The following is a 25021-nucleotide window of genomic DNA, read 5'->3' as shown; positions in this document are numbered from 1 at the left end:
TCATTTGCCCTTCTTTGCGGATTTCAGGCTTTCCAGATGCTCGGAAAACCGTAGATCCGCCTTTGCGATCAGCGTTTTGTAGAAGCGCTTCTGACTGACGCCCGATTTGTCACCCGCTACAAGAACGATGGCTTTGCGCTCGGGATCGAAAGCGAAGGCCGCACGCCATTCGCCATCGCTGCCTTCGAAGCGCAGCTCCTTCATATTGGCGTGTTTCGATCCTTTGAGCGTGTCGGCGTGAGGCCGGCTAAGCTGCGGTCCGTAATCGGACAGCAGCTTGGTGGCGGCGATCAACGCGACCCGGACATCACGCTCAAAAGTCAGAACCTCAGCCTCGAAGGCGGAGTGGAATTCGACCTCCCATTCCATATAGGTTAGAACCTATATCCGGTCAATGGGAAGGATGCGGGGCGGTTCTGGCGATACCGTCGTGGTGCGACGGCAGCTCTTAGCCCAAGCGTCCAGATCATCGACTGCATAGCGGACCCATTTGCCGAACTTATGATAGGCGGGGCCTCCTCCTCGCGAGCGGTAGCACTCCAACGTATGTGCTTCGAGGGCGAGGTAGCGCGCCGCCGCCTCAGTGTCGACGAAACGAACTGGTCCCGCCTCGTCGACGAACCTGGCGCGCTTGAGGATGTCCGGCGTTGGCCAGCGGCGATCCGGCTTTGCTCTATCGGACATGACCGGCCTCCATCGCTTCGGTGCGCTTCGAGCCAGGCGGAACCGAGCGGTTTTCGCCGCTGCGGTGACGATAGGGTCTGTAATTGCCGAGACGGGTGGGGGACTAGCGCCCCGACCGCAGATAATTCGAACATCCCTGACTCCGCGCGACAGTCCGGGGAGCGGGCGTAAACATGAGTCATGGCGTTCCCACATAGATTGAAAACTGTCAGAAAACTGCGTATATTTCTGACAGGAGATTTATCATGCAGCGACTGACCGAACAGATTCTGGCGCATACCGAGGGTTTGCCCGAGGGCGCTCCGATCGCCGCGAAAAGCCTGCTCCATCTCGGCAACCGCCCCGCATTGGACCAGGCATTGTCGCGACTGGCAGAACGTGGCCGGCTGATACGGGCCGGGCGCGGCGTTTACCTACGTCCGGTTTCGAGCCGGTTCGGCGTTCGCGCGCCCTCCGTCGATAAAGCCGTTGAAGCCCTTGCGACGCAGCGTGGTGAAATCATCGTGTCGAACGGAGCGGCGGCTGCCAATGCGCTCGGGCTCACGACCCAAGTACCGGTCCGGTCGGTCTATCTGACCTCGGGCCGAAGCCGGACCATGACTCTGGGCCAGCAGACTATTGAGCTGCGCCATGCGCCACGCTGGCAGTTGGCGTTGGCCGATCGCCCTGCCGGGCAGGCCGTGCGCGCACTCGCCTGGCTGGGACCGGAGAAGGCGGAAGCGGCCTTGAAGACGCTGAAACACAAGCTGCCGTCTTCTACGTTCGGCGAGCTTGTCGCGGCCGCGCCGCAACTACCGAGCTGGCTCGCCAGATCGGTCGGCAAGGTCGCTCATGGCTGAAGCCTTCGTCACATTGTCAGCGAACGATCGGCGCGAGGCTCTTGCCGTTGCCGCCGATCGATCCGGCCGCCCGGCCCATCTGCTTGAAAAGGACGTGTGGGTCGTCTGGACTCTCGCAACGCTGTTCGGGTCAAATTTCGGCGAACATCTCGTGTTCAAGGGCGGCACATCACTGTCAAAGGCTTATCACGTCATCCGGCGTTTTTCCGAGGACGTGGATCTCACCTACGACATCCGCGCCATCGCCCCCGACCTGGTGGGCGAAAACGGCGAGGGCCTGCCGAAAAACCGGAGTGAGGAGAAGCGATGGTCGAAGGCAGTCCGCCACCGGCTGCCAGAATGGGTCGACGGAACAGTCCGACCTCTCCTTGCCCGCGCGATCGACGCGCAGTCGTTGCCTGCAACGTTCAGGGCCGAAGGCGACAAGCTGTTCATCGACTATGAGGCGACCTCTTCGGGATCGGGCTATGTGGCTCCGAGCGTGATGCTGGAATTCGGCGCCCGCTCGACCGGGGAGCCGGCCAGCCCGCGCGATGTTGTATGCGACGCGGCCGGATTGGTCGACGGCGTCGAATTCCCAACGGCTCGTCCCCGGGTCATGCATGCCGAGCGAACCTTCTGGGAGAAAGCGACGGCAATGCATGTTTATTGCCTCGAGGGCCGGTTGCGGGGCGATCGGTTCGCCCGTCATTGGCACGATGTCGTCCGACTGGATGATGCGGGGGTCGCCAACGCCGCAATATCGGATCGTGAGCTCGCCGACGCGGTTGCCCGCCACAAAACCATGTTCTTCGGGGCGAAGACGGTTGATGGCGAGGTTATCGACTACGAAGCCGCCGTCGGTGGAAAGCTGCAACTCGTGCCGGACGGAGATGCGCGCGCTGCGCTGGCAACGGACTATGCGCACATGGTCGAGGATGGGTTGCTGCTTGACGACGCGGAACCCTTCGAGGCGCTGATCATGCGATGTGCGGACATCGCCGGGCGAGCCAACCGTGCTGCGAAGTGATGATGGGAGATAGGGTGTCGAGCTATTTTACGGATCGTGAATATGGGGCACGCCCTGCAACAATCGATGTCATTGGTGACCGTCTGTGGGCGGGTCTTTTCACCTTGATCGAGACGAGGATTGGCGATGGCTCGTTTGGCTTTCGCTTTCCGGAACAGTGCCCCGACGGGAATGGTCCGTGCGGATGTGACGTCCAAGCCTTCAGCCGGGTGCTGGGCGCCGAGGTGCCGTGGATCGAATGGCCGTTCTCTGTGAACGAAGTGCCCGATACGCCGGTGATCCTCGATCTGCTCGAGTTTTGCGCCAGCGCCGTCGGCGAGCCGATTCAAGGCAGTTATCATTCCTACTTCGGTCACCATCACTTGAGCTGGAACCGGGACGGCGGCCTTGCTCGGTTCGTAGCCGACGTAAACCTCCTGTTTCGCCGGAACGCGATTGCGTATGAACTCACATCGAGCGGACAGGCCCGCCGGCTTCTCCCACAGCCGGTCGCCGATGTTCTCGGTTGGGCGATGTTTCATACCGGTGATGCGGAGACGGACCGCCTGCTCGAAGCCGCTCGCCAACGGTTTCTATCGCCCAAACCTGAAGACAGGCAGGACGCGCTGGAGAAACTGTGGGATGCCTTTGAACGGCTGAAGACACTGGAACCCGGCGCCAACAAGCGCGCTCAGGCCGAAGCGATGCTGGACCGTGTCGCCACGCCGGACTCTGGATTCCGGGAAGCCCTTGGGCGGGAGGCCGCTGAGCTGACCTCCATAGGGAACAGCTTTCGCATTCGTCATTCCGAGACGACCCAAGAAACCCTGACCTCTCTGGATCAGGTGGATTATCTGTTTACGCGGATGTTTGCATTTGTGCGTGTGATCCTGAGAGGGACCGGGCGTGGCGGATGATCTTTATCGGCTTATCTTCGGAATTCTGCACGGGATGAGCCACGCCCAAATGAGTCAGGAGCCGGGGCTGGTCGCTGGGCTGGTCGTGCCGGCACCAGAGGGCTTCTCAAAACGGCAGCGTATCGAACTTGCGCTCGAAAACCTCACGCAGGCGGACTTGGCTCGACTGGCGCTCAAATTCGCTGCTGCTCGCAGCGACATCCCGCTTGATGAGGCGGGCCGCAAGGTGCTTGAGGCTGATGATCCACCGCTGACGCAGATCACACGACGAGACGTCGCGCGGATTCTCGGCAACGACCTCGCCGGCGAGCGTAGCACCGTGGAGGTCGTCGAGAGCTACTTCCCGCTTTCCTCACCATTCGAAGCCCTTTTTGGCAGCAAAGGCCAGAGCCTGCGCGACCGCATCGCCCGGCACATGGATCACAATCCCGGCGATTGGTCGGTCGAACAACTGTTTGGAGAAATCGGGGCCTTCGATTGTTCCAGGGCCAGGTTCGGCGCCTTGCTCGAACAAGCTGTTCACCCCCTTTCCCGATCAGGTGATGAGCAGACGAAGACAGTCGAAGCGTTGAACAGGGTGCTCGCGCGGGATGGATATGAGCTTGCGCAGGATGGCGAGGTATCCGGCCATCCGCTTTTCAGTTTCCGCTCTCTGGTGCGGGGGGTTGGCGGCCGGCCGAAAAACCTGATCTTTGCGTCACGAGGACCGAAGCCGGAAATCGGCTTCGCCGATGCGATCAACAACGACATCGTCATTCTGTCCGGCGAAGAGAGCTGCCTGATCTACGACCGGCCGATCAGCGCGAGCGGCCTTCTGTGGTCGGAACTCGTTTCCTGGTGGGGCGACGTTACGCCCGGTGCTGATGCCGCAAGACTCGGAGCGCGTCTCCAGGAATCCCTGGCCTCGGATGCGGAACGCAAGCTTTTCGCGGCCTACTTCAAGGCTTATCGGTCTACCCTCGGCGAGGCGCTGCCCGCGCTGCTGCCGCAGGTCTACCTTCACTATGATCCTGCCGTCGTAAAAACCCTGCGTCACCGGCTTCCATTGCCGCGTCAACGCATGGACTTCCTGCTTCTGTTACCCAGCCGTCAGCGCGTCGTGATTGAGGTCGACGGTAAGCACCATTTCTCGGAAAACGACCTTCCTTCATTGAAGGTCTATGCCGATATGGTGTCGGCCGACCGCGAGCTGCGCCTTGCGGGATATGAGGTCTATCGGTTCGGTGCAAATGAACTGGTCGGTGACGGCGCCGAAGCGAAGATCAAGGATTTCTTCGACAAACTTTTTCGCCTGCATCGCATTCGCCAATGAACTCACTCGCTGATCGGTTGGCGTATGATCAAATCAGGGCGCATTCTCGATCTGGCGGGCAACCCATTGGGTATGTTCACGAGAGAACGCTCGCTCGGCTTCATTTACGAAGGCAGAAAACTTCTCTTCGCTGTCAATCGTGCCAAGCCGCGTCTGCAAGATGCCGATCTCGTGGGCGGTGAGGCTGTAGGCAGAAGCGAGTTCGTTGAATTTCTTCAGTTGGATCCAACCTATGGCGGAAGACGCTATCACCAGCAAAGGTTCGGTTGGCCAAATCATCCATGGTGGATCATGGCGGATTCGGAGGAGAGCTAAAGCGATTGCGGCACCTTGAACGAGGACGCATATCAATATCCATAGGCGAAAACGCTGCCTATTCCAGGTAACCTTTGCTACATACCATTCGCGTTGGTCCGTAATCCGGTCAGTATTATATCGTTGAACACGCTCTGCGAGAGGCAGAGCACGAACCGCATTCATTTCGTTGGTGATCTGATCGCCGGTTACCGGCCGACGGCTTATCGAGTCGCGGACGTGGCTGTTGGCATCCAGAATCGCCCTCAGAAACTCCGAGAATTTCTCTGCTACTGTTGAGAGTTTCGGGGCATCTTCGAATGGCTCAGCTCGCATCATGTAACGCCAGGTTGATGTCTTGATCGACTCCGCCAGCGCTCGGCACCCGTACCACTCTTTCTCAGGTTTTTGGACTGCCATATATAGTAGGAGACCCGTAGAGGCGGCCAGAACTAACGCATAAGCGATGTATAGATCAGGAGACGCTCCAAACCAAATAGAGATCGTCGCTGCGACAGTGAGCAGAAGGTACTGCAGCCGAATAAGCCTTAGATAGGTGGACTGGGCATCGGCGGCGGAGCCGTCTGCCGAGCGGTACAGGGCGGGAAAACTATCAGGCGTCATATCGACGGATCTCCGGGCTATTTCAGTTCAGCGGCCAATTGATTCCACTGGACGACTTTCACGCCGTGCTTCGCCACCCAAGGCGGATTTTGCCGTGGGGCGCCCCCCTTGGGGTGAACCGCCACCACCTTTTTCCCAAGAGCGAGGCTGGTCTCCACTTCCCAAGTCACCCAACGGCTTTGCGCAGTATTGTCGGAGATGTAGACGACACAAACAGATGAGCGCTCTATCCGCTCGCTGATCTTTTGTTTGATATATTCTGCGCGTTCGCTGTCGTAGGGCTCGCGAACAGAATGATCGTTGAACTCGATATCACTGTTCTCGTTCTTCGCATGCGCGCGCAGAAGATTGACCTCGTCCATATCTTCGGTTGCAAAACTGATAAAGACATTTCGTTTGCCGCCCTGAAGCGCCGCCTTGGCTTTCTCCTCCAGGGACCGAATGTCGCCTAACCTGCTCCAGCTCCCGCTACTCCCGCCGCCCATATCAGACCCCCTCAGCCTTGAATTCATTACATGCTATGCACGCTCCACAAGGTGTTTCACCCCCGAGATGACAGGAATAAGTGCCCTCGATGCCTTTAAGCGTCGCGAGTTCGATGACTTCCTGCTTGTGGAACGACGAGAGCGGTGCAAGGACCTTTATTTCACGCCCCATGCTCCTTGCGATCATTGCCTCCGCCTCCTGCAAGAACGCCGATGTCTGGTCAGGAAACAGGCTGGTTTCCTCATGGAGGAGTCCAATCGATATCGCATCGGCGTCGCGCTGAAATGCGTAGGCTGCTGCTACAAGCAGAAAGAGGAGATTTCGACCAGGAGTAAACGCATCCTCCAGCACTCGCTGGTTCGGGTCCGTCAACCCGGACTTAATGAGGCGGCCATAGCCCGACAGGTCGGCCACCTCCAAATCTGGTAGCTGCAACTTGGCCATCGCTGACCGGCAAGCCGCGTGCTCTCGATCGCGGGATCGCTGCCCATAGTCGATGAAAATCGGATATTGCTGAATCCCTTCCTCTTTTGCGAGGTAGGCGACCAGCGTGGAATCAAGCCCACCGGAAACGAGAGTGACAATGCTCATGCTAACGCGCGCTCCGTATCTTGAGAACCCGCAACCCGCATCACTATCCAGATCGCCCAATCCATAAGGCCGACTGCAAATCCGAGCCTATTTGCATGTGAAATCAGTTTATCTTCTTGCATGTGATAGTGTGAAAGCTTCGAGATGGCTCGGCCGGCCCCTGTGTAGAGTCCAATAATCGTCATGTAGTTCAATACGTGGCGATCCAGGACTGCGAGATCGTAGCTGATACCTGCGTTACGCAGGAACATACTCGCCTGCTTTGGCCCGATTCCAGCTACGTTCGACACAAGCCACGAGCGAGCGGTTGCCGCATCTCCGAAGGCATGCACGAGTGAGCACAGGTCCCCGCTTTCCTGCGAGACCGATTCGCGCGCAGAGGCCAATTGCATCGACTTTGATCGAGGAAAGCGATAATTTCGAAGGCTGCCGTTCACCAGTACAGGTTGACGGAGAACCCCGAGGATTTCATCGGCGAGTTCGGCCCGGGGTGCCGATGTGTTGAGGAGAAGCTGCCGTTTATCCAAAGCATCGGCGGTGGCTACGGCAAGCCCATACGGTACTTGACTGCTGAGCAGGCAGCATGAGAGTTCCCACCAGAGATTTCGCTCGTCAAGCGCACTCTGAGAGCGCTTAGCCCGCTCTTCAATCTCCGGGCATATTGCGGCAACGGCGTGCTCCAGCCTGGCAGCATCGTTTCTCATCTGAACAAATCCGGCATTTGATCCCTAAGTTGTTTTGAATTGGATTGGCCCAACAGGCCGACGGCAAATGCTTCTAAGCGATTTGTTGAAGCGGCAGCCTGCAAGTCGTGGGTTAGCTCCCGATAGTAGTCCAAATTATGGAAGGCAACTTTACCTGCGTAGTCTATATTATCGTCGGAGAGCGCAGAAACAGTGATGGCCGAAGCCGCCATCTGCGCCTGGTATGCGAAAAAATCGAAATGTTGGTAGTGATTTAATCTGTGCTGCTGTCGGTCAACGGCAACCCGGCACCACTCTAACCCATCGAAGCTGTCTGCTCCAGCTGCCGTTAGGATCGCTATACTCCATGGATTTCCCGTACCCAAGAGATGGATCGGCTGATAAAAGGATAAGCGATCAAGCTCGTTCCGGACGCGCCTCATGGTCTGTGCGCGCTGGATCAGCCCTCGGCCCAACTCGCGCTCCGCCAGCGCGATCATCGGTGGCTGGAGCTGGTCGGCGACATCCCGCACGACCTCGGGGAGAATAGTAAGATCGTACCCTTTCGACCTAGTGGCGGGAGCATGAATGATTGGAAGGACGGGGGCTTTGGTGAACTTCCTGTCTCGTTCGACCGCTGCAATGACTTGCCCAACCGCACGCTTTCTGTCCCTCGACGGATCCATCTCGTCGAAGCAATACACCCAATCGTGTGAAATCCCTTCCAGCGCCAATTCGAAATCTTGGGGCTTCCAGCTGTCGTCGTCGCGTCGCGTCGCTTCATAATTGCCTGAATCGACGAGGACAAATCCGCCTTGCGCGCGGATACGCTTCAGCTCCTGCTGGATACCTCGAGGGCGGCGGGGTGGAAACAGGTCGTAGGCGGAGACAAGGACCGTCGATGTACCGAAGAGACGAAGAGCCTTAAGAGCTTCGAGAGGAACGAGTTGTGTCTCGTGTGATGACACGGAGAGGAACAAGCTCGGAAGGGGGACTCTACCCGCAGCGATGGCTGATGGGCGGGTTGGCGCCATCCTCGGCGGGACGACAGTCGAAATCTTGCGCATCAGGTGCTGGATACCAGGATGATCGTCTTCTCCGGTCCAGCCCAGAAGATCAACCGCACTATAGCCGTTAAAGCCGTACGGCGCATTTGTCGGAATGATCTTAGCGGGAATAATCGGAATATTATATTGCTCAGCTAAGCGGAGTTCGTCCTTTACATTACTCTTGTCCTTAGCTGTCGGCGACCAGAGCGGAACGACGCATTTTGTATTCTGGATTTCACGTTCGATCACGGTCGAGAAGTCGCCGACGATTTTATCGTCCCACCAAACATCCCATCGGGTTGAAAGTGTTTTTACTAATCTCTCCGCCTGTCCGACATCTTCTCGTGAATAGACTATGTAGACGTCTGACATACGTAATTACTCCCCCCAGAGTAGTGAATCAGAAGTCTCACAAATTATGCGTCGCCGCAACTGTCTAGGCTACGGCAAGATGCACGAGGCCAGGCAGCTCGGTACAAAGACGAGGCGAAGTCGGGAACAATCGTAACGCCGAGATCGGAGAGTGCAGCGATATCGGACCGCTGCTCCTCGTCCAGTATTACAATATTTTGGTGAGATCGCGTTGCGCAGAGTCGTCGAATTTCCGTTGTGCTCAATCCGTCCGCCACTAGAAGTGAAGGTGCATTTTCGAGGAATGAATCTGGGACCTCATCGAGTTGAGGTGAGAGCACTTCAACACCAAGCTCTTTCAGGCGGAAGCGCGCCTCCTCAAGCGTATACCGCCTTCCGATTGTAGATGTTGAGCCATGCAGAACAATCCGGTTTGGTGCCTGCCCTGTTATGGGCTCGCGGCTACTGAGCAAGTCGGTTTGCACCGGAAGGGTCATTGTCTCACAGTAGGCGGACACCGATCGGGAGGCGAGGTCCGCGGCTTCGGCCGCGGAAGTTCCGGCTTCGCCCCAATGATATGCAAACACGGCACTGAAGACATCCCCTGTTCCGATCTTGAAGACCCGAGATGAATAATATGCGGGAATGGTATTAGGTTCGGCATGACGCTCAAAGACGGTGACCCCCCGCACCCCTCTTTTTACGACTATCACAGTCACCCGATCGCCATGCGACATGGCTTTCGCGGCGGCAGTCGCCAAGTCGGTGCAACCCGCATAGCGGCAGAGCTCTAGCTCATTCATAACCAAAGCAAGCCGTTTCGCTGTCGAGCCATTGGCTCCAAATGGCTCAGGACGGACAGCTGTCTGAGGATCGTAAATCGCGCGGACAGCGTGCACGATGGCAGATCCTTCCAGGAACCCGAATCTCAGGACCACATCTCCCGAAACATGTATCGGAGGCTGCTGAGGAAATGACCCAGGTCGCGGCTCGATGTGTGGTTGAGACAGTGGGTGGAAGTACGCAAATGCGATCGCAATATCGGAATGGGTGCGGGATAGCCGCACACCGAGGTCCGACAGTTCGTCCGCTCCCGGGCTGCTCTCGTCCCGTGCATAGGTGTGAAGAGTGCTCCCTGGCGAAAGAGCACTGACGGCTGCCGCCGCGCGCCCGCCCGAGCCAAACTGTGCGTTCCACTTCGGCGTTTCGCACAATTCGCGATATAGTCCACCTGCGATTTGCATGATGCATACGTCCAGCTAATGGCCGATGATTGTCTGCATGCGGGCTAGTAGCGTCGCGGACAACTCGGCCCGACCTTGGTCGTTGTTGAGGTAGCGCACATATCGGAGATGGCGCAGGTCGAACGGGATATCGTGATCGCTTTGTGCAATGAGGATGACCTCTCGACCTAAGGTGTGTGCAATCCCGGCTTCGTAAAATACATTCGGATTTCGACCTGAGCAGTCACAGATCACGATGCGCGAACGATCAATCAGGGAAACGACATCCTGAATAATTGACGCATTCTCCCAGATGTCGTCCGCCCGTCGGCAACGAAGTCCGACACCTTGAGCAGCGTTTCGGATAGCATCAAAAACAGGATTAAACGCCGCATCGAAGGGCATCATGGCGGATGCAAGATGGGGGTCTAAATTCTCATGCTCGGCCAATGGGAAGACCGTTGGCCGCTGTCGCCGGGGGCGTACCTGGCGAAGTAAAAAGCGGTACAAGTCGACCTCTTTCACGGCCCAATGGTTGCGAGAGAATTCGAAATCTCGGGGCATGTCCAGTTCAGCCCGGCTATCATAAAGCAGCGAGTTTGTTAGGGGAGGAACGTCGGGGTCAAAGCTTACCTCGAGTGAGACTTCGCCCCCTACGATGCGCGCCCGGTTTATCTGCCCGACATACGCGGACTCATCGCCGGTCCCCTCTTCGCAGAAGAGACAAGGCAGAGCCGTAAGTTTGTCCAGAAGTGGCGTATTGTTCAATCTGAATAGTTCGGCGATATGCGCTTCCGTATATTCGAACATCCGGCCGATCGGCACAGTGACTCTTCCCGATGGCCAATCAGCATTAAACATCAAAAGATTGAAAATCGACGTCCCCTCCGCGTTAAATTACAGGCCCCAGCTACGATACTGATCCGTGCCGTAGTGCCGTGCTCCCCCGGCCCTTTCGGTGCGGCTCAAATGTTGGAATTCAGTTGGCCAATGTCTTATAGCATGTTCTATGGCCTTCAGTTTGAATGGTACGTGTACAACACAATGATCCCTAATGATCGGCGGGCACAAACTGTCCTGTACGCGGCTTTCATTGAGGTTGACGGCAATAATCGGCAGATCCAAGCTCAACGCGAGTTCTAGCTCCCACCTTACAAAGCGGAAAAGATTCTTGGTCGAGTTTCCAATCAACACCATAACTGCTGTCGATTGTCGCATTCGCTCCCGCAATTTCGATTTTACGTAATCCTCATTCTGAGCACGCGACGTCATGTTGTCGAGATCATGAGAGTCCACGAACTGGAACGGTATTCTGGGGTTGGCATGCCACCCCCGGACATACCGGTAAGCCCATTGGTCGTTATCGCCATCGAAAACGACGTAAGTCGACATTTTCCGTTCCCCCCAAGACTACTTAACGCTGAACCCGATCTACAAAACTCAGAAGCTTCCTTCGCCGCGTGCGAACCCCAACGCGATTCAGAACTCTCGGTCAAAGGCTCGAATCTCATCCTCGAAGGAAGAGTGAGCGTGCCCCTCCAAGAGACATAGCCTCAAACCTATGTTCGATTAAGAGGGAGAATGCGCGGTGCTTCCGGAGAAGCGGTCGTCGAACGTCGGCAGCTTTCCGCCCAGGCATCAAGGTCGCCGACCGCGTACCGGACGTAGCGTCCGAACTTGTAGAATGCCGGCCCCGTATCGAGAGATCGGTAGCATTCGAGCGTATGGGCATCGAGCGCCAGATATCTTGCCGCTGCGTCTGTATCGACAAAGCGGACGGGGCCAGCATCTTCCACGTAGACCGCGCGCGCGAGGAGGTCTGCGGACGGCCATTTTGCTCGGTTGTTAGGTCGCGACATGACGCACCTCCGTTCGTGCTTCGGCAGGGATCGATGTGAAACGGGGCGCGCTCATCGCGTTGCCTCCCTGTTTTCATCATGTCGGGCGCCGGGCGGGGTGGCGCGATTGGCCCCGTTGCGATGGCGGAATGGCCGATAGTTTCCGACCTTGGTGCGCGACGAATACTTGCCGTCTTCCAGGCCGGGAGGCGGCGACGCGGGCTCGGCAACGTCCGCTGTTTCCAGCGCGGCGCCGACCTCGATCTCGACCTCTGTCGACGGTTCCTCAGCGACCGGGGCTTCGGCGCCGACGACGATGCGCCTGCGCGCGGCGACCGCATCCGCAGCCATGCGCACCGGGTCTTCCTCGTTGTGAACGTAGCGCATGAACATGGTGACGGTCTTATGCGCCGTGAGCGCCATACCGACCTTCAATGGCACGCCCGAGTTCGCGATATCGGTTGCGGCGCGATGGCGGATGCCGTGCGTACCGACATGGGGGACGCCCGCTCGGGCAAGGATGCGCCGCCATCCGTGTTGATAGGTATTGTCCGTCATCGGCTTCGAGGGATCGAAGATCGACGGGCACACATAGGGCGACGTCTCGAAGCGCGGAGCCTTGCTGAGCAGCCGGTGAGCCTCGTCGCTGAGAGGCTTCGTCATTCCTCCCGTCTTGCTGTCAGGCCAGGTCACGCGCCGGCGTTCGAGGTCGATCCAGGCCCATTCGAGCGTAAGCACCTCGGACTTGCGCGCCGCCAGCTCGAACTGGAGCCGGATGGCGAGGGTGATGAAGGGATGCTCCAGGCCCTCCCGGTCCGAGCGGTCGAGATAGGCGAAGAGCTTGCGCATCTCCTCGTCGGTGATGAACCGGGTCGATCCGTTCTCCGCGAATTTCTGGACGTGCCTGCACGGATTGGAGCCGTCTGGCCGATATCCCCACAGTTCGGCGAGGTTGAACATCTTCCGAAGGGCAGCGAGCGTTCGATTGGCGTTCACCGGCCGGTCGGCCATGCCGGTCATCAATTCCGAGATGTGGGCGCGGGTGACTTCATGAGCCTTGTAGCGGCCCAGGCGCGGAAGGATCTGGTTCTTGATGTTCAGTTCGTTCGTCGCGACGGTGGAGGGCTTGTTGTGAAGCTTCGAGTGCTCCTCGATGAACTTGGTGCACAGCTCCTTCATGGTCGGTGCTGCGCGCGCGGCTGTCTTCTCCGCGCACGGGTCGCGTCCATAACGAACCTCCGCGAGCCAGTCCTGTGCCAGGTTGCGGGCCTGATCGACGGTGAGTTCTCCGAATCGACCTAGCGCGGGCTTCCGGCGGACGCCGGAATTGGTCACGTAGGCGAGCATGAAGATCTTGCCGCCGAACGGTGTGACTTTCAGCATGAAGCCCGGTACGATCGTATCGCGGAGTTCGTATTCGCGCTCCTTCGGGCGCGCGGCGTCCACAGCCGTCTTGGTGAGTTTGATTTTGGCCATCAGAGGTCTCCAAACACGTTAGTCGTAGGAGTCGCGCGAGGGTGTCTAGGAGCACGATTCCCGGCTATTGCCGGCAAGTATGGAGAAGTTTGAAGCCTACGATGGTCAAGCTAAATCATTGATCGTAGTAGGTTTTCGCGCTTTTACTTGCAATCGGCGGTGTTTAGAATATCGTCCTTTGGGCCGCTCAAAATGCGGTTCCGAAAGGAGTGCTGGTTCGATCCCGGCTTGGGGTACCATTACCTAAAAATCACATTGATTTTCTTAGGTTTTCCGGCCCGAAATGTCCAAGTAGTTCACACCACATAGAAAAGTTGGACACTTTTGTTCTGCTTTTGGTCAATTGTCGCTGTCGTCTACAGCTTGATCCATAAGCTTCACTGCGCTCTTCGCGAGCACTTTTTGGCGAGCCGCTTTGGTATAGCGGATTACCTCTTTCGATGTTGTATGACCGGTGATTGCCATAATCTGATGTTCGGTCGCGCCGCGATCTGCGAGCCGTGCGGCGGCGGCTTTTCTCAAGCCGTGGGCGCTACAATGTTTAAGGTCGGCTTCATCGCATCGTTTACGAAACCAGTTGCCAAAGCCATTTGACGTGAAGGGCTTATCAAACTCTGTGACAAGCAAGGTCAAATCGCCGCACGGCCCGGCCTCGATAGCCTTCACCAGATTTGGATGAAGCGGCATTTCCAATCTGCGGGGCTTCCTCTTCTTGTCTTTTTCTTGGACGAACCGGAGCCAGCCCTTTGTCATATGCTGCTTTCCAAACAGCACGATATCGCTGCGGCGCTGGCTGGTATAGAGCATCAGCATCAGAGCCAAGTAAGCTTTCGTCCCGATAGGATGTTTCGCAATGAACTGGTCAACCTCATCCTCAGTCCAAGAATGAAAACCTTCCGATCCGGTTTTGAAGTAGGGGATATCGCGGGCGGGATTAACCGCACACAATTCCACAGCGGGCATTGTCGCCCACGCGAATATCGCGCGTAGCGCTTTAAGCCAGCTATTGGCGGCATCCGGCGTCTCCGCCTTTCGGTCCCGAAGGACGCGAACGGCTTTTGCCGTGAATGCAGGAACTGGCACGTCCTCAAAAAGCTTTTTATCGCCCTTCTTGATTGGCTCTTTCCACATAGCCTCAACAATCAGCTTGCGGCGATATCGGGTCTTGCTGTCCAGTTGCTTATATTCCGCACTCTGAAAATAAAGCTGGCATAGCCAGCGGAATGTCCCCTTTCCGGCCATCTTCGGACCGGCGGTTTCCTCTTTCTGGACGCCTTCCAACGCCGCGTAATACGCCGCGTTGAATTCATCGGTGCCGGGCAGACCCGGCAACCGGATTTTCGGTTGGCCTTTGCGTCGAAAATAAAACCGGAGACTGCCCCCGGTTCGATCTTCGACTACATATTTCTTGGCGAATTTCTTGGGCATTTACGCGAAATCCCACTCCTCGTTTTCATCGCCCTCCCCTCCGGGCAAGCGGCCAAAAGCTCTTTCGAGTGACCGCCGGTCCCAAATGGTGCGGCTATTAGCCTTTTTCGGCTTCGGCATTCTGCCATCGGCCACCATTTCGTCAAACAGGGATTTGGAAACGCCGATATAGGCAGCCGCCTGTTCGCGGTTCAACCCGAGAACGGGCGGCAATGGGCAGGCGCTTGCCGGTCTTGGTTCGGCGGCGGCTGTCATCGCTTACCCTCCGTCAAAAGCTTGGTGGCTTCAAGGTCAAGGGTCGTCATGATCTCTTCGAGCTCGCGAGCGGTGTAAGTCGCCCCGTCCGTTTTGTATTCGGGAATACCAAGCGCCCAGAGGCAGTTCTCGGCACGCTCCCGCGCCCACCGTTTTTGGGTCGGTGATAGCGCGTTTTCGCTGAATGCGGTGAGCGCAACGAAACAGAAGGAAAGAACGTTCGCCTTGTCGGCGGCGGTCGGCTTTTTCATCCGCCGCCCTCCTGCTTTGCGGGTGCTGCGGCGAGCATGGCGATTGCGTCCGTGTAACGACCGCTCCCGTTGTGGGCGTAGAGGTGTTTCAGGGCCTTAATCGCACTTTCCCGCGTGACCATCGCCACGTCCTGTACCTGTGCGGATCGCGCGGACACCTTTTCGGCGGCAGCTTCAAGCCCTTTCGCTATGCCAGCTTCAAAGGCCGCCCAATCCGCAAGCCCAATACATTCACCGACATGATAGCTGACTTCGAGTTTCTTGATCTCATCGGCCAAAGCTTTCGCGGCCAAGGCTGGCGGAGGATCAATGAACTTTTCGCAGCATTCCAAAGTGTAAGCTTCGGGCGATCCTACATGAACCGGCCTGCCGCAGCACACCGGGTCCGCAGTGAGCGGGGCGGATTCCTCCCGCTTGATGACCGAATAGATTTCCGCGATGACGGAGGCATCCTCAATAGCGCCGCCGAAAACCTCGTCTACGATTTTGCCCAAAAGGGCGCGGCTGATCACCTCACTCATGCTGCACCGCCTTTCTTTCTCTCGGCGCGTAAGATGCGCATCGCGCGGTTGCGGGTGCGCTTGGCGAGGATGATTACTCCGTCCATTTCAACAACGATCCGCCGCGCCGCTTCCTCTTTGGTGAGGAAGTCGCCCGACTCATTTTCGGGGGCGGGGCTAACGCTTCGCTCCATAAGGTCGCCATACGCGACAACATAGCGACGATTATCCATTGGTGCCGCCCTCCTGCTTTGCAGGTGCTGCGGGGAGTTCGTAGACGCCAAATCCTTCGCGCTGGAGGGCTTGCAGAAGATAAAGTCCCCGATCTATCCAATCTCCACCGGAATGGATTCCAGAGCAAGCTCGCCCAAGCTTATGAGCTTCGTTGTTTCCGGGCTGATGCTCAAATGTATAAGCCCTGCGTTCTTCTGGTAGGTCGAATGCTCTACCGTAAATGCCTAGCCTGATTGTAATGCCGGTGCGCGCGCACTCCAAAGCCGTCACGTCCACGGATGGCGCGGGCTGTCTCGGGGATTCGTAGACCGGGAAAGCGCGCGGATCGTTTTTGTCGCTAATCCACATCGCGCCAAATGGAACATTCTGGACGGGTGTTTCCTCGCCATGGCGGAGCCATGCCACCGGTTCGGCGCTACGGATAGCGGCCTCCAATTGGTCGGCTAAGGCACCGATGTTCCGCACGTCGCGATCTTCGCGAAGTACCGCGACGATGCGGCTGCGAAGGTCATTTGAAGCTTCGGTCGTCACGGCGCTCATGCTGCACCGCCTTTCCGTGGAGTGAACAATGCTGCGCGGTATAGCCGCTCAAGTTCGGCAACGATAAGTGCGCCAGCCTTCACCAGATCGTGTTCCCGGTCTTTCGGCTTCCACCACTTCAAATCCCAAGGCCAGAGTGTTTTCGCCCATGGCAGAAATTTTTTGCCAGACTGAACAGCGCCGGTAACCGCGTAAATTCCAAGGGTGTAAGCGGCTGCTGCCCGCGCCAGTTCGCCATTTACGTGCGTGTCGTCGTGCTCTGGAAGCCATCCTTCCTTTTCGATCTGGCGGCGACGTTCGGCGGCAATGGCCTGCACGGCAGGGCTATATGCCTCGCGGCTGATGATAACCCGCAGATCGTGAGCGGCGCGCAACGTAGTGTCCGACAGCAAGCCGCCGTTGCCACCCTTGCCGCCTGCGCCGTTCATGTCGAATTCGACGCAATCAATGAGCTTCTTCGCTGCTTTGATGATATCTGTCATGGGGTCACCTCAAGGTTTTTCCGCCAGTCAAAAAAGCCAAGTGCGCCTTTGACCGGGATGAATTCGCAGGGTTTGGGGTTTGCCAGTACGAAGCCGTAGGGACCGAAGAACCACGGGCTTTCGTGGCGCGTGACGCAATCCACGATCTCGACGGTTCCGACGATGCCGCCACGCGGCAGGCGGCGTTCGTCTTTACGGCCCGGAAAGATAAGCCCGGTTTGACCTTCGGGATGTAGAGCGGCACGGGCCACGTGCAGACCGTCAAACCACTCTTCCGCCGTCATGCCCTTCGCGGCGTGGATGCAGACCGGGCCGCGATACTTCGTCGCCCACGTCCGGTTCTCGACAGGCTTGCCGAGTTCGAAAATGCAGTAAACCCACGGCTGTCGGACCGACAGCGCCAGTTGCGGCAGGGCGGCGAGAACGGAATGCTGTTCGGGCGTCATGCAAGGCCCTCCGGGAATGCGTTGTGTTCAACGCCGTCCAGCACGCGGCCTGCCACCTTCTTGCCTACCAGTTTAACGGCATGGTGGGTGTCCGGCTGCGGCAATACGCGCGCCCAACTCCATGGCTTGTGATCAAGCTCGATCAAATATCCTGTTCGGGAAAGCGCGTGCGTGGAGCATTCCTTTTCGGACCGCTCGATATATTCCGCGTCCGTTTCGGTTTCGGTCCGCTCAAGTTTCCAAGGGACGGGCTTCCATGCGCCCCATTGCTTGAACAGAAACGGAATCCCATGGATTTGGCACTGGTCGCGCAAAGCGCGTGTCCAGTCGGGGTGCATCGGACGTGCGCCCGGTCCGCTTTCTCCGCCTGCCACAACCCACATAGGAGGGCGCGCAAGGTGTGCTTTGCCATCGGGGCCGACTTTCCGAAGCGGCGTAGCGAGCAGATCAAGCGGGCCTAACAGCGGTTCGGCAGAGACCCAAACCATCCAGCCACGCTCTGCGATATCTTCCATGAATGGCCAGCGCGCGGAATACCGGGGCTGATCTTCGGCGGATGTGCCAAGCCAGATATTAGGAAACGGCAGGTGTCGGCGCGCAAACAAGTAGTCGCGCATCCGCTCCGGCCTCTTGGTCAAGACCTGAAACGTGTGCTGCGGGGCGCTCGCCATGACGGCGAAAACCATGTCAATCCAGTCGTCCGGCACGCCTTCGGCAAAAAGGTCTCCGTGGGCGCAAACGAAGATCATTCGCGGACGGCTCCAGCGCAACGGCTGTTCCATCCACTCCGCATTAAGACGCACCTTGCCGTTCCAAACGGGGCCGGACTTCGTTTCAACCGTAAGTCCTTCCCGGCTCCTGTGATTTTTCAGGCGGGTTCCGGCGAGCTTCATTGCATAACAGTTTGTGCAGCCCGGAGAGACTACAGCGCAACCCGTGATCGGGTTCCAAGTGGCGTCGGTCCACTCGATTTTTGTATTGTCGGACATGGTTGGGTTCTCTCTGGCTGGATGGACGCGGGCGGCGACCGCCCGCGCTCCGGGTGAAATCAGGCCGACATTTCCGGCTTGCCCGCGAACTTCGGCAGGCCAAGTTCTGCGGCGGTTTCGTACAGGGCGAAGGTAACGGCCTTGGTGATGTGGACATCGGGCCGGTAAAGCATGCACGTCCACGAAAGCTTGCCTTCGCGAAGGCGGTAGCGCAGGCGCACGGGCAAACGGATGCTTTCACCCTGGAAAAACGGCGCGATATTGAGGACGAATACGCCCGGCACGGTGATCGGATCGCCGTTTGCGTTCTTGTGGTCTTCCTCAAAGACGATCTGGCTTTCGCCGGTCTGCAATTTCACGGCGGTCTTGACGCGGGTTTCAGCGTTGATCTGCAAGCCCTGCGAAAGCACTACCAGTTCATTTGGGTAAGCGATCTTTGCCCGGAACAGCAATTCGAGGTCTTTCACCTCATCCGAGTCCGGCGCGGCGAGTTCGGCAATATGGTCTTCTACAAACTCCGCAAACTCGTTTTGCGTCAGCGCTTTGCCATTGATGCCCTGCCAAGCTTTCCATTCTTCGGAAAGCGGAAACGCATAGTGCACGCGGTGCTTGCCGTTGTCCGGGTCGCCGCCATGATAATCGATGACGGCGGTAAAGGCCGGGCTGCGCCAGTCCGTAACCGCAAAAATCACGCTGTTGCCTGTCTTGTGGCGCTCGACAAGCTGGACGAAGGACTCCAGCGTTTCGACATTGGCGGTGCCATGCTTGCGCTCCGGGCGGGTGCGCCACGGCGCGAAGATCGCGGACACGTCCGACAGCTTGCCGCTGGTAGGGTCCAACAGCGCCGGAACGGCGGCAGGAATGCCCTTGGCGTCGGCGGGTGCCGGAACCTGCACAATCGCGGCGTTGGTCTGCGCCGCAAGCTTTGCGATCTCGGCGACTGCGGTGTGGGTGAGTTGGTCCATTTCGGTTCCTCTGTTGGTGCGCCGGTCATTGGCCGGACGCGGTTGCTAAGTTTGGGAAATCAGCCTGCGGAGACTTCGCGCGGTGAAAACATGTCGTGCTGGCGGGGATGCTCGGTCGAAAGCGCGCCGTCTTCGACAACCCAAAAGACCGAGTTCTTGCGCGGCAGCTTCGGGGTTTTGGATTCCATGTCGGCGGCAATCGTCACCATGCCGTCCTTGACGGACAGGGAGAGTTTCAGGGTAACTGAACCCTTGAAAGACTGCATGGGATTGGCTTCGGACATGTCCGAAAGTTTCTCCAGCGTCTGGCCGATCTCGGCGGAGAAGGCGGGGTTAAGCTGGCCGTTTTCCAGCATGCCAATGATGGTGGAGGCATCGCGTATTTTCTTCATGCGGATGGTTCCTTGTTGTTTGGAGGAAGGTCACGCGCGCCCGGCGGCGGCGTGGTGGCGCTTGATCTCGGCGATGCTGGTGGCGCAAAGCGCCGCGCCGCCGATGATGGCGAGAATGAGGACGGCGCAAACGCAGGCCAGAAAGAACCGGCCATAGGGCGGCGTTGCCTGCTGCTGGCGCGCTGTCGGGATCATGGGTGAAATTTGGATCAAGGCTGTCTCCATCCGTTCGAGAAACCGCCCCGCGCGAGGCGGAAACCGGAGCGGATGGAGTCACTCGGTCGCAGTAGAGAGACTGTCGATTGTGTTGGTGATGTTATCGTAAGCTTCTTCGAGGTAGCCCACGCCTTCCTCTAGCAATCGCTGCGCTTCTTCGGCTTGCTGGCCTTTCTCGCCCTGCTGGAAGCTCTCCGGCATGTTGTCGTAGTATTCCTGCTCTTCTTCGGCCAGCACGTTGACCTGATCTTTCAGATCCTCGATGCGGTTGCGCAGTTCGTCCAACTGAGAAGAGATGACGGCGATATTCTTACGGCGTTCCTTATTCATGGCTTTCTCCGGTGATGCTGTTGGATGATGGCCCGGAGGCCATCGCCGAACGGCATCAGGCCGCAGCACGCGCATCGCGAACGCGCAGGTCATGAAAGCGGGCAATGGCAGCATCGCCGCAGCGGTGGATTTCATCGGCGGTGAACCATTCGCGAAGGTCGGCTTTCGTGCAGCCTTCGCCTACGCGCTGGATGGCATCCGCCATCGCCTGCGTCAGTTCGGTGTCATTCGCGGTATTGATGCGCATTCCGGTATCTCCTGATTGGGTTGGGTGTGAGCCTTTTTGCCTCATGCTCGGGAGGGCTTTTCAGCGGGACAACCGGCCTGCGACGAAGCCGATTGCGACCAGCAGGACGCTGGAAACGAGGTCCATGGCGAAGGAAAAGAAGAGGGCCTGCATGGTGACGAGAAGGCCCGCCGCCGTCGCCAAGGCGATATTCTTCGCGGTCGCCATGGTTAGAGGTACTTGGCCAGATCAAGCCCGACAGTGGACGCGATCTTTGCGAGGACCGCTTTTTCGTCGTCGGAAATGCCACCGCTGTCTGCCACGTCCAGCGCGACCAGAAGCACGGTTTCGCTCATGTCGTGATCGGCCTTGATGTCTTCGATCTCCTTGAAGAGACCGGCCTTGCCCACGCGGCCCACGGCGCGGCTGCACATCTTGTCCATCGTGGTTTCGATGGCTCGGGCATCGAACGCGCCGGAAAGGGCGGCGTTGGACTTTACGGCGGCGACAGCGGCCAGAAGCTCCTTGTCGTCAAGCTCGCCGTCAGCGGTGGCGACGAGTGCGGACGCGGCGCAAACCGCTTCCAGAAAATCGGTCTTGCCGGAAAACTTCTTTGCCTTGTCTCCGACGAGGCTTTTGAACATTGCAAGCATAAGGCTCCATCCTTCTTTCGTTGAGGGAGCCGGGCGGCATGTTCACATTTCGAGGGTGCGCCGCCCGGCAGTCTGCCCGAGCCGCAACGAGGTTGAGCGGTCGGGATGCAGCGGACGGTATTCGGGACATATCCCGAAGTCAAGGGACAAATCCCGAAAAGGAATGTTTAGCGGGATAAATCCCGGAAATCGCGCATAAAAAAAGCCGCAAATGACGCGGCTTTTTGCGAGATTAGTGCGAATCAGATGTTGGAGCGTCGATAGCTTCCCGTCACAACTCCACAAATGACGATCTCTGTGGCGTCATCGCCGTCCAGCCGAAGAGGCTGGTGTTTGGGATTGCTGCTTCTCGGCGCAAGTAACATTTCGCCATCGCTGGCGTGGTCAATAACTTTCAGTGTTGCTTCTACCAGATGACCACTTCGCCGCTCAACGTGGACAATTAATCCCGCACGTATCGACAGGCCACTATCCGCAAAGTCTACGACTGACACATAGCTTCCATCGGGAAATTCCAAATCCATCGAGTCGCCTTTAACCCGCAAACCGTATTGTTTCGCATATGGAAAGCGCGGATCGCGAGCAACCGGTATCACTTCTCTCTGCTCTGGATCGTCGTCTACGATGGACATATCCAGCCATGTTCCTGCCTGGATATCCCCTTTCACGATAAGGCCATTAAGCTCCGCGTGGGTGACGGTACTCGTAGGAGCATCAGGAATCGCCCCTGCTGCCGGGTCGCCAAGGAACCAATCAACCGTGGTGTTCAACGCCGTTGCCAGCTTTTCCAACTTTTCGACTGTGGGGTTGCGCGACTTGCCGCGAAGGATATCGCGAACAAAGCTTTCCCCCAAGCCCGCCCGCTTGGCGGCGTCATAAGCGTTAATGCCTAGGATATCCATGCGGATTCTAAGGCGTTTTTGCAGCGATGTTTCCATGGCTACTTCTTGCACGGGGTGGATATTCACGTCCATCGGGAAGCGTCCCTTGACAATTCGGGATGAATCCCGAATATGGGTTTATGCAAAATCGTCCTCTCATCACCGAAACCGATATTCGGAACTGTCTGATTGAACGCGCCACCGCATATGCGAAGGCTGCGAAGACCAGCTTTTCCGCAATCGGTGTCGCTTCGGTCGGCGATAGCAAGTTTCTCTCGCGTGTGCAGTCTGGCTTGAGCTTCAACATCCGCACCTATCAAAAGGTGATGGACTGGCTCGACGATGCGGAGCGCTCTGTTTTTCGTGAGGCCGCAGAATGATTGGCCTCGTTTCCCATTCGCGCGGCCAATCCTCCCGGCCTGCTGCGACCCGCGCCGGTGCGCTTTCCTTCTTCTCGCCCGGCGCGGGCAACTCTCGTTTTGCATGTGGGCCTCCATAACTTCCTGACGCCCTGAAACTCTCATCTCCAATCAATTCCCACCACGGGAAAAACGCCGGGATTTTCCCGGCGCGGGAAAGGTATTGTCTCATGATTTCAAATGCATGGTTTCACCGTATCAAAGCCGCGCAACGTGACCTTATCCGCCTCGTAGGCGGTATTGAGCGAGCGGCGGAAATTTCCTCTATTTCGAAAAGCCACATCGGGCGCATGAACAACGCGACCGACCCGGAATTGATGCCGCTGCATGCCGTCTACGCGCTTGAAAGCGAATGCGGCGTGCCGGTTGTCACCTCTGCGATGGCCGAACTTAACGGGCGGCGGCTGGCCGACCCGGAAAATGAGCGCGCTGCCGAACAATGCGTCGTCGTCACCTATTCCGAAATGGTCCGCAAGGCTGGCGATCTGATTTCCGGCGGCGCGGTTGCGATTGCCGACATGGTGGTGACGCCAGCCGAAGCGACCAAAATGGACCGTGACGCGGCGGAACTGGAAGCCGGTCTGGCCGCGTTTCGCAAGGCGCTCGCCAGTGTGAAAGCCAAGGGCGGTCACAAGGTCGGGCTTAGCGTCGTCGGGGGTGCGGAATGAAGCGCCAGACCGATCCGGCTATTAGCGAACTGATGAAACGCCCCTTGTCCGAACGTGCAAGGGGCTTTTTGCGGCATGTGAAATGCGAGGGCGGCAAGTTGGATTTGTCCGCCCTTGGCCTCGCTTACCATATCGTCGCCGAAGAATGCCGCAGCTGCGGCTATCTGCACATTACCGCCGATGGAGAGACTGCGAAGCTTACCGGCTTGGGGCAGGCGTACCTTGATCGTTTGATGAGGTCGCACTGATGGCCCCTTACAAGCAAGTCAAGCTCCCCAAGCCCGGCCCGAACGCTCTTGCGATCATCACCAACGCGGTTCGCGATGGTATGGTGACAGTCGAATCGCAGCAGCAGGGCATCAGCGCGAACAAGTCCGTCAGCAACGGTTACCTGACGCGGGATAAGAAGGACGGCAGGACCTATTACCCCACCGACCGCGCCCGCGAAATGCTGGCGATGCTGGAAGGCATTGCGGAACCGGGCGACATGCCGGAGCGCAAAACGGAAACTGCCGTGGTGCCGGTCGCGGATGCTTCTGGTCTGGTCGCTACGGTGGAACGGGCACGGGCGCTGCTGAATGAAGGCGACGTAATGAACGCCCGCATCGTCGCGTCTGTCGCCTATAATCAGGCCAAGACCGCCGCGCAGTTCGCCGAACAGATCGGGGCAACCGAAAAGCTGGTCGCAAAGGCTCGGCGTATGCAGGCCGACGCGCTCTTGATCGAAGCCCGCGCAAAAATCCTCATTGCCGACAAATGGGACGAGGCGCAGGCGGCGGGCGAAGTTTCCAAGGGCGGCAGGCCAAAACCCGTTTCAGATGGAAACGGGTTAACGGCGGTCGATACCGGACTTTCTCGCAAGGAAATCCACGAAGCCCGCAAGCTTGCTGCGGCGGAACATCGTGAACCCGGCATCGTCGAACGGGCGATTCAGGCGCGGCTTGCTGCCGGGTTGGAGCCGACGAAGGCAAATCTTCGCGCGGCGGTCGGCACGGCCAGCGCAACGAAGGAAGAGCGCGGAGCGAACCTCTACGAGACGCCGCCCGAAGCGATGTTCACGCTGCTGGCGCTGGAAGAATTCACCGCATGCGTCTTTGAACCAGCCTGCGGGCGCGGCGCGATATCGCGTATGCTGGAAGCGTTTCATTACGCCGTGGTGCTGGCCGATATCAACGACTACGGCACGGCGGACAGCAACGGCGAATTGCAGGCGGTGCAGGACTTCTTGACCTCGCAGCCGCCGGAAGCCGGCTCATACGATATCGTCACCAATCCGCCTTACGGCGATATACTCAATGCCTTCGTGGCCTACGCCCTCCGCGTCTACAAGCCGCGCAAAATGGCGCTTTTGCTCAATCTGAATTTCCTTTGCGGCTTCGCGGACGATGACCGCAATTTCGTCATGGACGATTGCCCGCCTGCGCGTGTCTACGTCTTCAAGCGCCGCCTTCCGATGATGCACCGCGACGGATGGGACGGAAACAAGGCCAGCAGCCGCATGAACACGGCGTGGTTTGTTTGGGAACGTGACGAGGCCGGAAACTATGGCAGCGCCACCATTGTCCGCCGCGTGGACTGGAAGGATTTCCAGCCAAAGGAAGTTGCCGAGACGGCGGAAAGCGAGGTCGCATGATGACTGTCGCTTTTTTCGTATGCGGTTTGCTGACCTGCCTTTGCGCTGGCGTCCGGTTCAACGAATGCCCCCTTGATTTGGTCAGTGGGTCGATCTGCTTCGCCGTTGGCGCACTCGGTGCGAGCATGATGTATCTGGCGATGATGGCGGGCTGAACG

General features: G+C 58.1%; 36 protein-coding genes. 9 read left to right on the top strand and 27 right to left on the bottom strand.

Annotated features, from left to right (window positions below):
- Together N5D22_RS02620 and N5D22_RS02615 are read right to left on the bottom strand one after the other, a co-directional pair.
- Entirely contained in the window at positions 1-369 is a 369-nt protein-coding gene (locus N5D22_RS02620) for a type II toxin-antitoxin system RelE/ParE family toxin (protein ID WP_003497284.1), read from the bottom strand.
- 12 nt (positions 370-381) lie between these two features.
- Positions 382-684: a helix-turn-helix domain-containing protein gene (locus N5D22_RS02615; protein ID WP_024896899.1), complete on the bottom strand. Its 303-nt coding sequence runs from the start codon at positions 682-684 to the stop codon at positions 382-384.
- 245 nt (positions 685-929) lie between these two features.
- On the opposite strand from N5D22_RS02615, the gene N5D22_RS02610 reads away from it, so the two are divergent.
- From N5D22_RS02610 to N5D22_RS02595, 4 genes are read left to right on the top strand one after another with little or no spacing between them, the layout of a single operon-like run.
- Positions 930-1523: a DUF6088 family protein gene (locus N5D22_RS02610; protein WP_003497286.1), complete on the top strand. Its 594-nt coding sequence runs from the start codon at positions 930-932 to the stop codon at positions 1521-1523.
- Positions 1516-2532 carry a nucleotidyl transferase AbiEii/AbiGii toxin family protein gene (locus N5D22_RS02605; protein WP_003497288.1) on the top strand — a complete coding sequence of 339 codons (1017 nt, stop codon included), beginning with the start codon at positions 1516-1518 and terminating at the stop codon, positions 2530-2532. Before N5D22_RS02610 ends, N5D22_RS02605 begins: the two co-directional genes overlap by 8 nt.
- Positions 2533-2546: 14 nt before the next feature.
- Positions 2547-3428, top strand: a complete 882-nt coding sequence (locus N5D22_RS02600) for a hypothetical protein (protein ID WP_024896898.1) — start codon at positions 2547-2549, stop codon at positions 3426-3428.
- On the top strand, positions 3418-4740 hold the full coding sequence (locus N5D22_RS02595; protein ID WP_003497293.1) for a hypothetical protein: 1323 nt from the start codon (positions 3418-3420) through the stop codon (positions 4738-4740). Before N5D22_RS02600 ends, N5D22_RS02595 begins: the two co-directional genes overlap by 11 nt.
- Positions 4741-4773: 33 nt before the next feature.
- Here N5D22_RS02595 and N5D22_RS02590 read toward each other — a convergent pair whose 3' ends face one another.
- From N5D22_RS02590 to N5D22_RS02470, 25 genes are all read right to left on the bottom strand, one after another.
- A complete protein-coding gene (locus N5D22_RS02590; RefSeq protein ID WP_024896897.1) occupies positions 4774-5658 on the bottom strand; it encodes a DUF4231 domain-containing protein in 885 nt (294 codons plus the stop codon).
- A gap of 17 nt (positions 5659-5675) precedes the next feature.
- Positions 5676-6143, bottom strand: coding sequence for a TIR domain-containing protein (locus tag N5D22_RS02585; protein ID WP_024896896.1), 468 nt, complete (start codon positions 6141-6143; stop codon positions 5676-5678).
- Position 6144: 1 nt separating this feature from the next.
- Complete coding sequence (locus N5D22_RS02580) at positions 6145-6735, bottom strand: 7-cyano-7-deazaguanine synthase (protein WP_024896895.1); 591 nt, start codon at positions 6733-6735, stop codon at positions 6145-6147.
- On the bottom strand, positions 6732-7439 hold the full coding sequence (locus N5D22_RS02575; RefSeq protein WP_024896894.1) for a hypothetical protein: 708 nt from the start codon (positions 7437-7439) through the stop codon (positions 6732-6734). The genes N5D22_RS02580 and N5D22_RS02575 overlap by 4 nt, the downstream gene beginning before the upstream one ends.
- On the bottom strand, positions 7436-8839 hold the full coding sequence (locus N5D22_RS02570; protein WP_003497299.1) for a toll/interleukin-1 receptor domain-containing protein: 1404 nt from the start codon (positions 8837-8839) through the stop codon (positions 7436-7438). Before N5D22_RS02570 ends, N5D22_RS02575 begins: the two co-directional genes overlap by 4 nt.
- A 1238-nt stretch (positions 8840-10077) precedes the next feature.
- Entirely contained in the window at positions 10078-10851 is a 774-nt protein-coding gene (locus N5D22_RS02565; protein WP_199777866.1) for a hypothetical protein, read from the bottom strand.
- An 87-nt stretch (positions 10852-10938) separates the two neighbouring features.
- Positions 10939-11433 carry a TIR domain-containing protein gene (locus N5D22_RS02560; protein ID WP_024896892.1) on the bottom strand — a complete coding sequence of 165 codons (495 nt, stop codon included), beginning with the start codon at positions 11431-11433 and terminating at the stop codon, positions 10939-10941.
- Positions 11434-11951: 518 nt separating this feature from the next.
- Positions 11952-13355, bottom strand: coding sequence for a site-specific integrase (locus N5D22_RS02555; protein ID WP_279656022.1), 1404 nt, complete (start codon positions 13353-13355; stop codon positions 11952-11954).
- A 339-nt stretch (positions 13356-13694) separates the two neighbouring features.
- A complete protein-coding gene (locus N5D22_RS02550; protein WP_112967354.1) occupies positions 13695-14783 on the bottom strand; it encodes a tyrosine-type recombinase/integrase in 1089 nt (362 codons plus the stop codon).
- Complete coding sequence (locus N5D22_RS02545) at positions 14784-15038, bottom strand: hypothetical protein (RefSeq protein ID WP_279656023.1); 255 nt, start codon at positions 15036-15038, stop codon at positions 14784-14786. It lies immediately after the preceding gene.
- Positions 15035-15289, bottom strand: coding sequence for a hypothetical protein (locus tag N5D22_RS02540; protein WP_279656024.1), 255 nt, complete (start codon positions 15287-15289; stop codon positions 15035-15037). The genes N5D22_RS02545 and N5D22_RS02540 overlap by 4 nt, the downstream gene beginning before the upstream one ends.
- Entirely contained in the window at positions 15286-15810 is a 525-nt protein-coding gene (locus N5D22_RS02535) for a hypothetical protein (RefSeq protein WP_279656025.1), read from the bottom strand. The genes N5D22_RS02540 and N5D22_RS02535 overlap by 4 nt, the downstream gene beginning before the upstream one ends.
- Entirely contained in the window at positions 15807-16022 is a 216-nt protein-coding gene (locus N5D22_RS02530; RefSeq protein ID WP_279656026.1) for a hypothetical protein, read from the bottom strand. Before N5D22_RS02530 ends, N5D22_RS02535 begins: the two co-directional genes overlap by 4 nt.
- Positions 16015-16563: a hypothetical protein gene (locus N5D22_RS02525; RefSeq protein ID WP_279656027.1), complete on the bottom strand. Its 549-nt coding sequence runs from the start codon at positions 16561-16563 to the stop codon at positions 16015-16017. Before N5D22_RS02525 ends, N5D22_RS02530 begins: the two co-directional genes overlap by 8 nt.
- Positions 16560-17045 (bottom strand): hypothetical protein, encoded by a 486-nt coding sequence (locus N5D22_RS02520; RefSeq protein ID WP_279656028.1) that lies wholly within the window; start codon positions 17043-17045, stop codon positions 16560-16562. The genes N5D22_RS02525 and N5D22_RS02520 overlap by 4 nt, the downstream gene beginning before the upstream one ends.
- Positions 17042-17491, bottom strand: coding sequence for an ASCH domain-containing protein (locus N5D22_RS02515; protein WP_279656029.1), 450 nt, complete (start codon positions 17489-17491; stop codon positions 17042-17044). Before N5D22_RS02515 ends, N5D22_RS02520 begins: the two co-directional genes overlap by 4 nt.
- The gene (locus tag N5D22_RS02510; protein WP_279656030.1) at positions 17488-18480 is read right to left on the bottom strand and encodes a phage Gp37/Gp68 family protein; all 993 of its coding nucleotides are present in this window, start codon (positions 18478-18480) and stop codon (positions 17488-17490) included. The genes N5D22_RS02515 and N5D22_RS02510 overlap by 4 nt, the downstream gene beginning before the upstream one ends.
- Before the next feature lie 59 nt (positions 18481-18539).
- Entirely contained in the window at positions 18540-19445 is a 906-nt protein-coding gene (locus N5D22_RS02505) for a DUF2303 family protein (RefSeq protein ID WP_279656031.1), read from the bottom strand.
- Positions 19446-19504: 59 nt separating this feature from the next.
- On the bottom strand, positions 19505-19837 hold the full coding sequence (locus tag N5D22_RS02500) for a hypothetical protein (protein WP_037089328.1): 333 nt from the start codon (positions 19835-19837) through the stop codon (positions 19505-19507).
- A gap of 30 nt (positions 19838-19867) precedes the next feature.
- Positions 19868-20050 carry a hypothetical protein gene (locus N5D22_RS02495; RefSeq protein WP_279656032.1) on the bottom strand — a complete coding sequence of 61 codons (183 nt, stop codon included), beginning with the start codon at positions 20048-20050 and terminating at the stop codon, positions 19868-19870.
- 60 nt (positions 20051-20110) lie between these two features.
- Positions 20111-20383, bottom strand: a complete 273-nt coding sequence (locus N5D22_RS02490) for a hypothetical protein (protein WP_279656033.1) — start codon at positions 20381-20383, stop codon at positions 20111-20113.
- A gap of 55 nt (positions 20384-20438) precedes the next feature.
- Positions 20439-20630 carry a hypothetical protein gene (locus tag N5D22_RS02485; protein ID WP_279656034.1) on the bottom strand — a complete coding sequence of 64 codons (192 nt, stop codon included), beginning with the start codon at positions 20628-20630 and terminating at the stop codon, positions 20439-20441.
- 60 nt (positions 20631-20690) lie between these two features.
- On the bottom strand, positions 20691-20837 hold the full coding sequence (locus N5D22_RS02480; protein WP_155276033.1) for a hypothetical protein: 147 nt from the start codon (positions 20835-20837) through the stop codon (positions 20691-20693).
- 2 nt (positions 20838-20839) lie between these two features.
- Positions 20840-21262 (bottom strand): tellurite resistance TerB family protein, encoded by a 423-nt coding sequence (locus N5D22_RS02475; RefSeq protein ID WP_112967344.1) that lies wholly within the window; start codon positions 21260-21262, stop codon positions 20840-20842.
- A 242-nt stretch (positions 21263-21504) separates the two neighbouring features.
- On the bottom strand, positions 21505-22236 hold the full coding sequence (locus N5D22_RS02470; RefSeq protein WP_279656035.1) for a LexA family transcriptional regulator: 732 nt from the start codon (positions 22234-22236) through the stop codon (positions 21505-21507).
- A gap of 26 nt (positions 22237-22262) precedes the next feature.
- On the opposite strand from N5D22_RS02470, the gene N5D22_RS02465 reads away from it, so the two are divergent.
- The 5 genes from N5D22_RS02465 (at position 22263) to N5D22_RS02445 (ending at position 25018) form a co-directional block, all read left to right on the top strand.
- Positions 22263-22523, top strand: coding sequence for a hypothetical protein (locus N5D22_RS02465; protein ID WP_279656036.1), 261 nt, complete (start codon positions 22263-22265; stop codon positions 22521-22523).
- Positions 22524-22732: 209 nt separating this feature from the next.
- Positions 22733-23230 carry a hypothetical protein gene (locus N5D22_RS02460; protein ID WP_078053412.1) on the top strand — a complete coding sequence of 166 codons (498 nt, stop codon included), beginning with the start codon at positions 22733-22735 and terminating at the stop codon, positions 23228-23230.
- On the top strand, positions 23227-23478 hold the full coding sequence (locus tag N5D22_RS02455; RefSeq protein WP_279656037.1) for a hypothetical protein: 252 nt from the start codon (positions 23227-23229) through the stop codon (positions 23476-23478). The genes N5D22_RS02460 and N5D22_RS02455 overlap by 4 nt, the downstream gene beginning before the upstream one ends.
- Complete coding sequence (locus N5D22_RS02450; RefSeq protein WP_279656038.1) at positions 23478-24863, top strand: SAM-dependent methyltransferase; 1386 nt, start codon at positions 23478-23480, stop codon at positions 24861-24863. Before N5D22_RS02455 ends, N5D22_RS02450 begins: the two co-directional genes overlap by 1 nt.
- Positions 24860-25018 (top strand): hypothetical protein, encoded by a 159-nt coding sequence (locus N5D22_RS02445; protein ID WP_279656039.1) that lies wholly within the window; start codon positions 24860-24862, stop codon positions 25016-25018. Before N5D22_RS02450 ends, N5D22_RS02445 begins: the two co-directional genes overlap by 4 nt.
- Positions 25019-25021 lie beyond the last annotated feature (3 nt).

Origin of the sequence: Agrobacterium sp. GD03872 (genome assembly GCF_029840625.1) — a bacterium.
GTDB lineage: Bacteria > Pseudomonadota > Alphaproteobacteria > Rhizobiales > Rhizobiaceae > Agrobacterium > Agrobacterium fabrum_A.
This window is presented reverse-complemented; position numbering and strand designations above follow the sequence as displayed.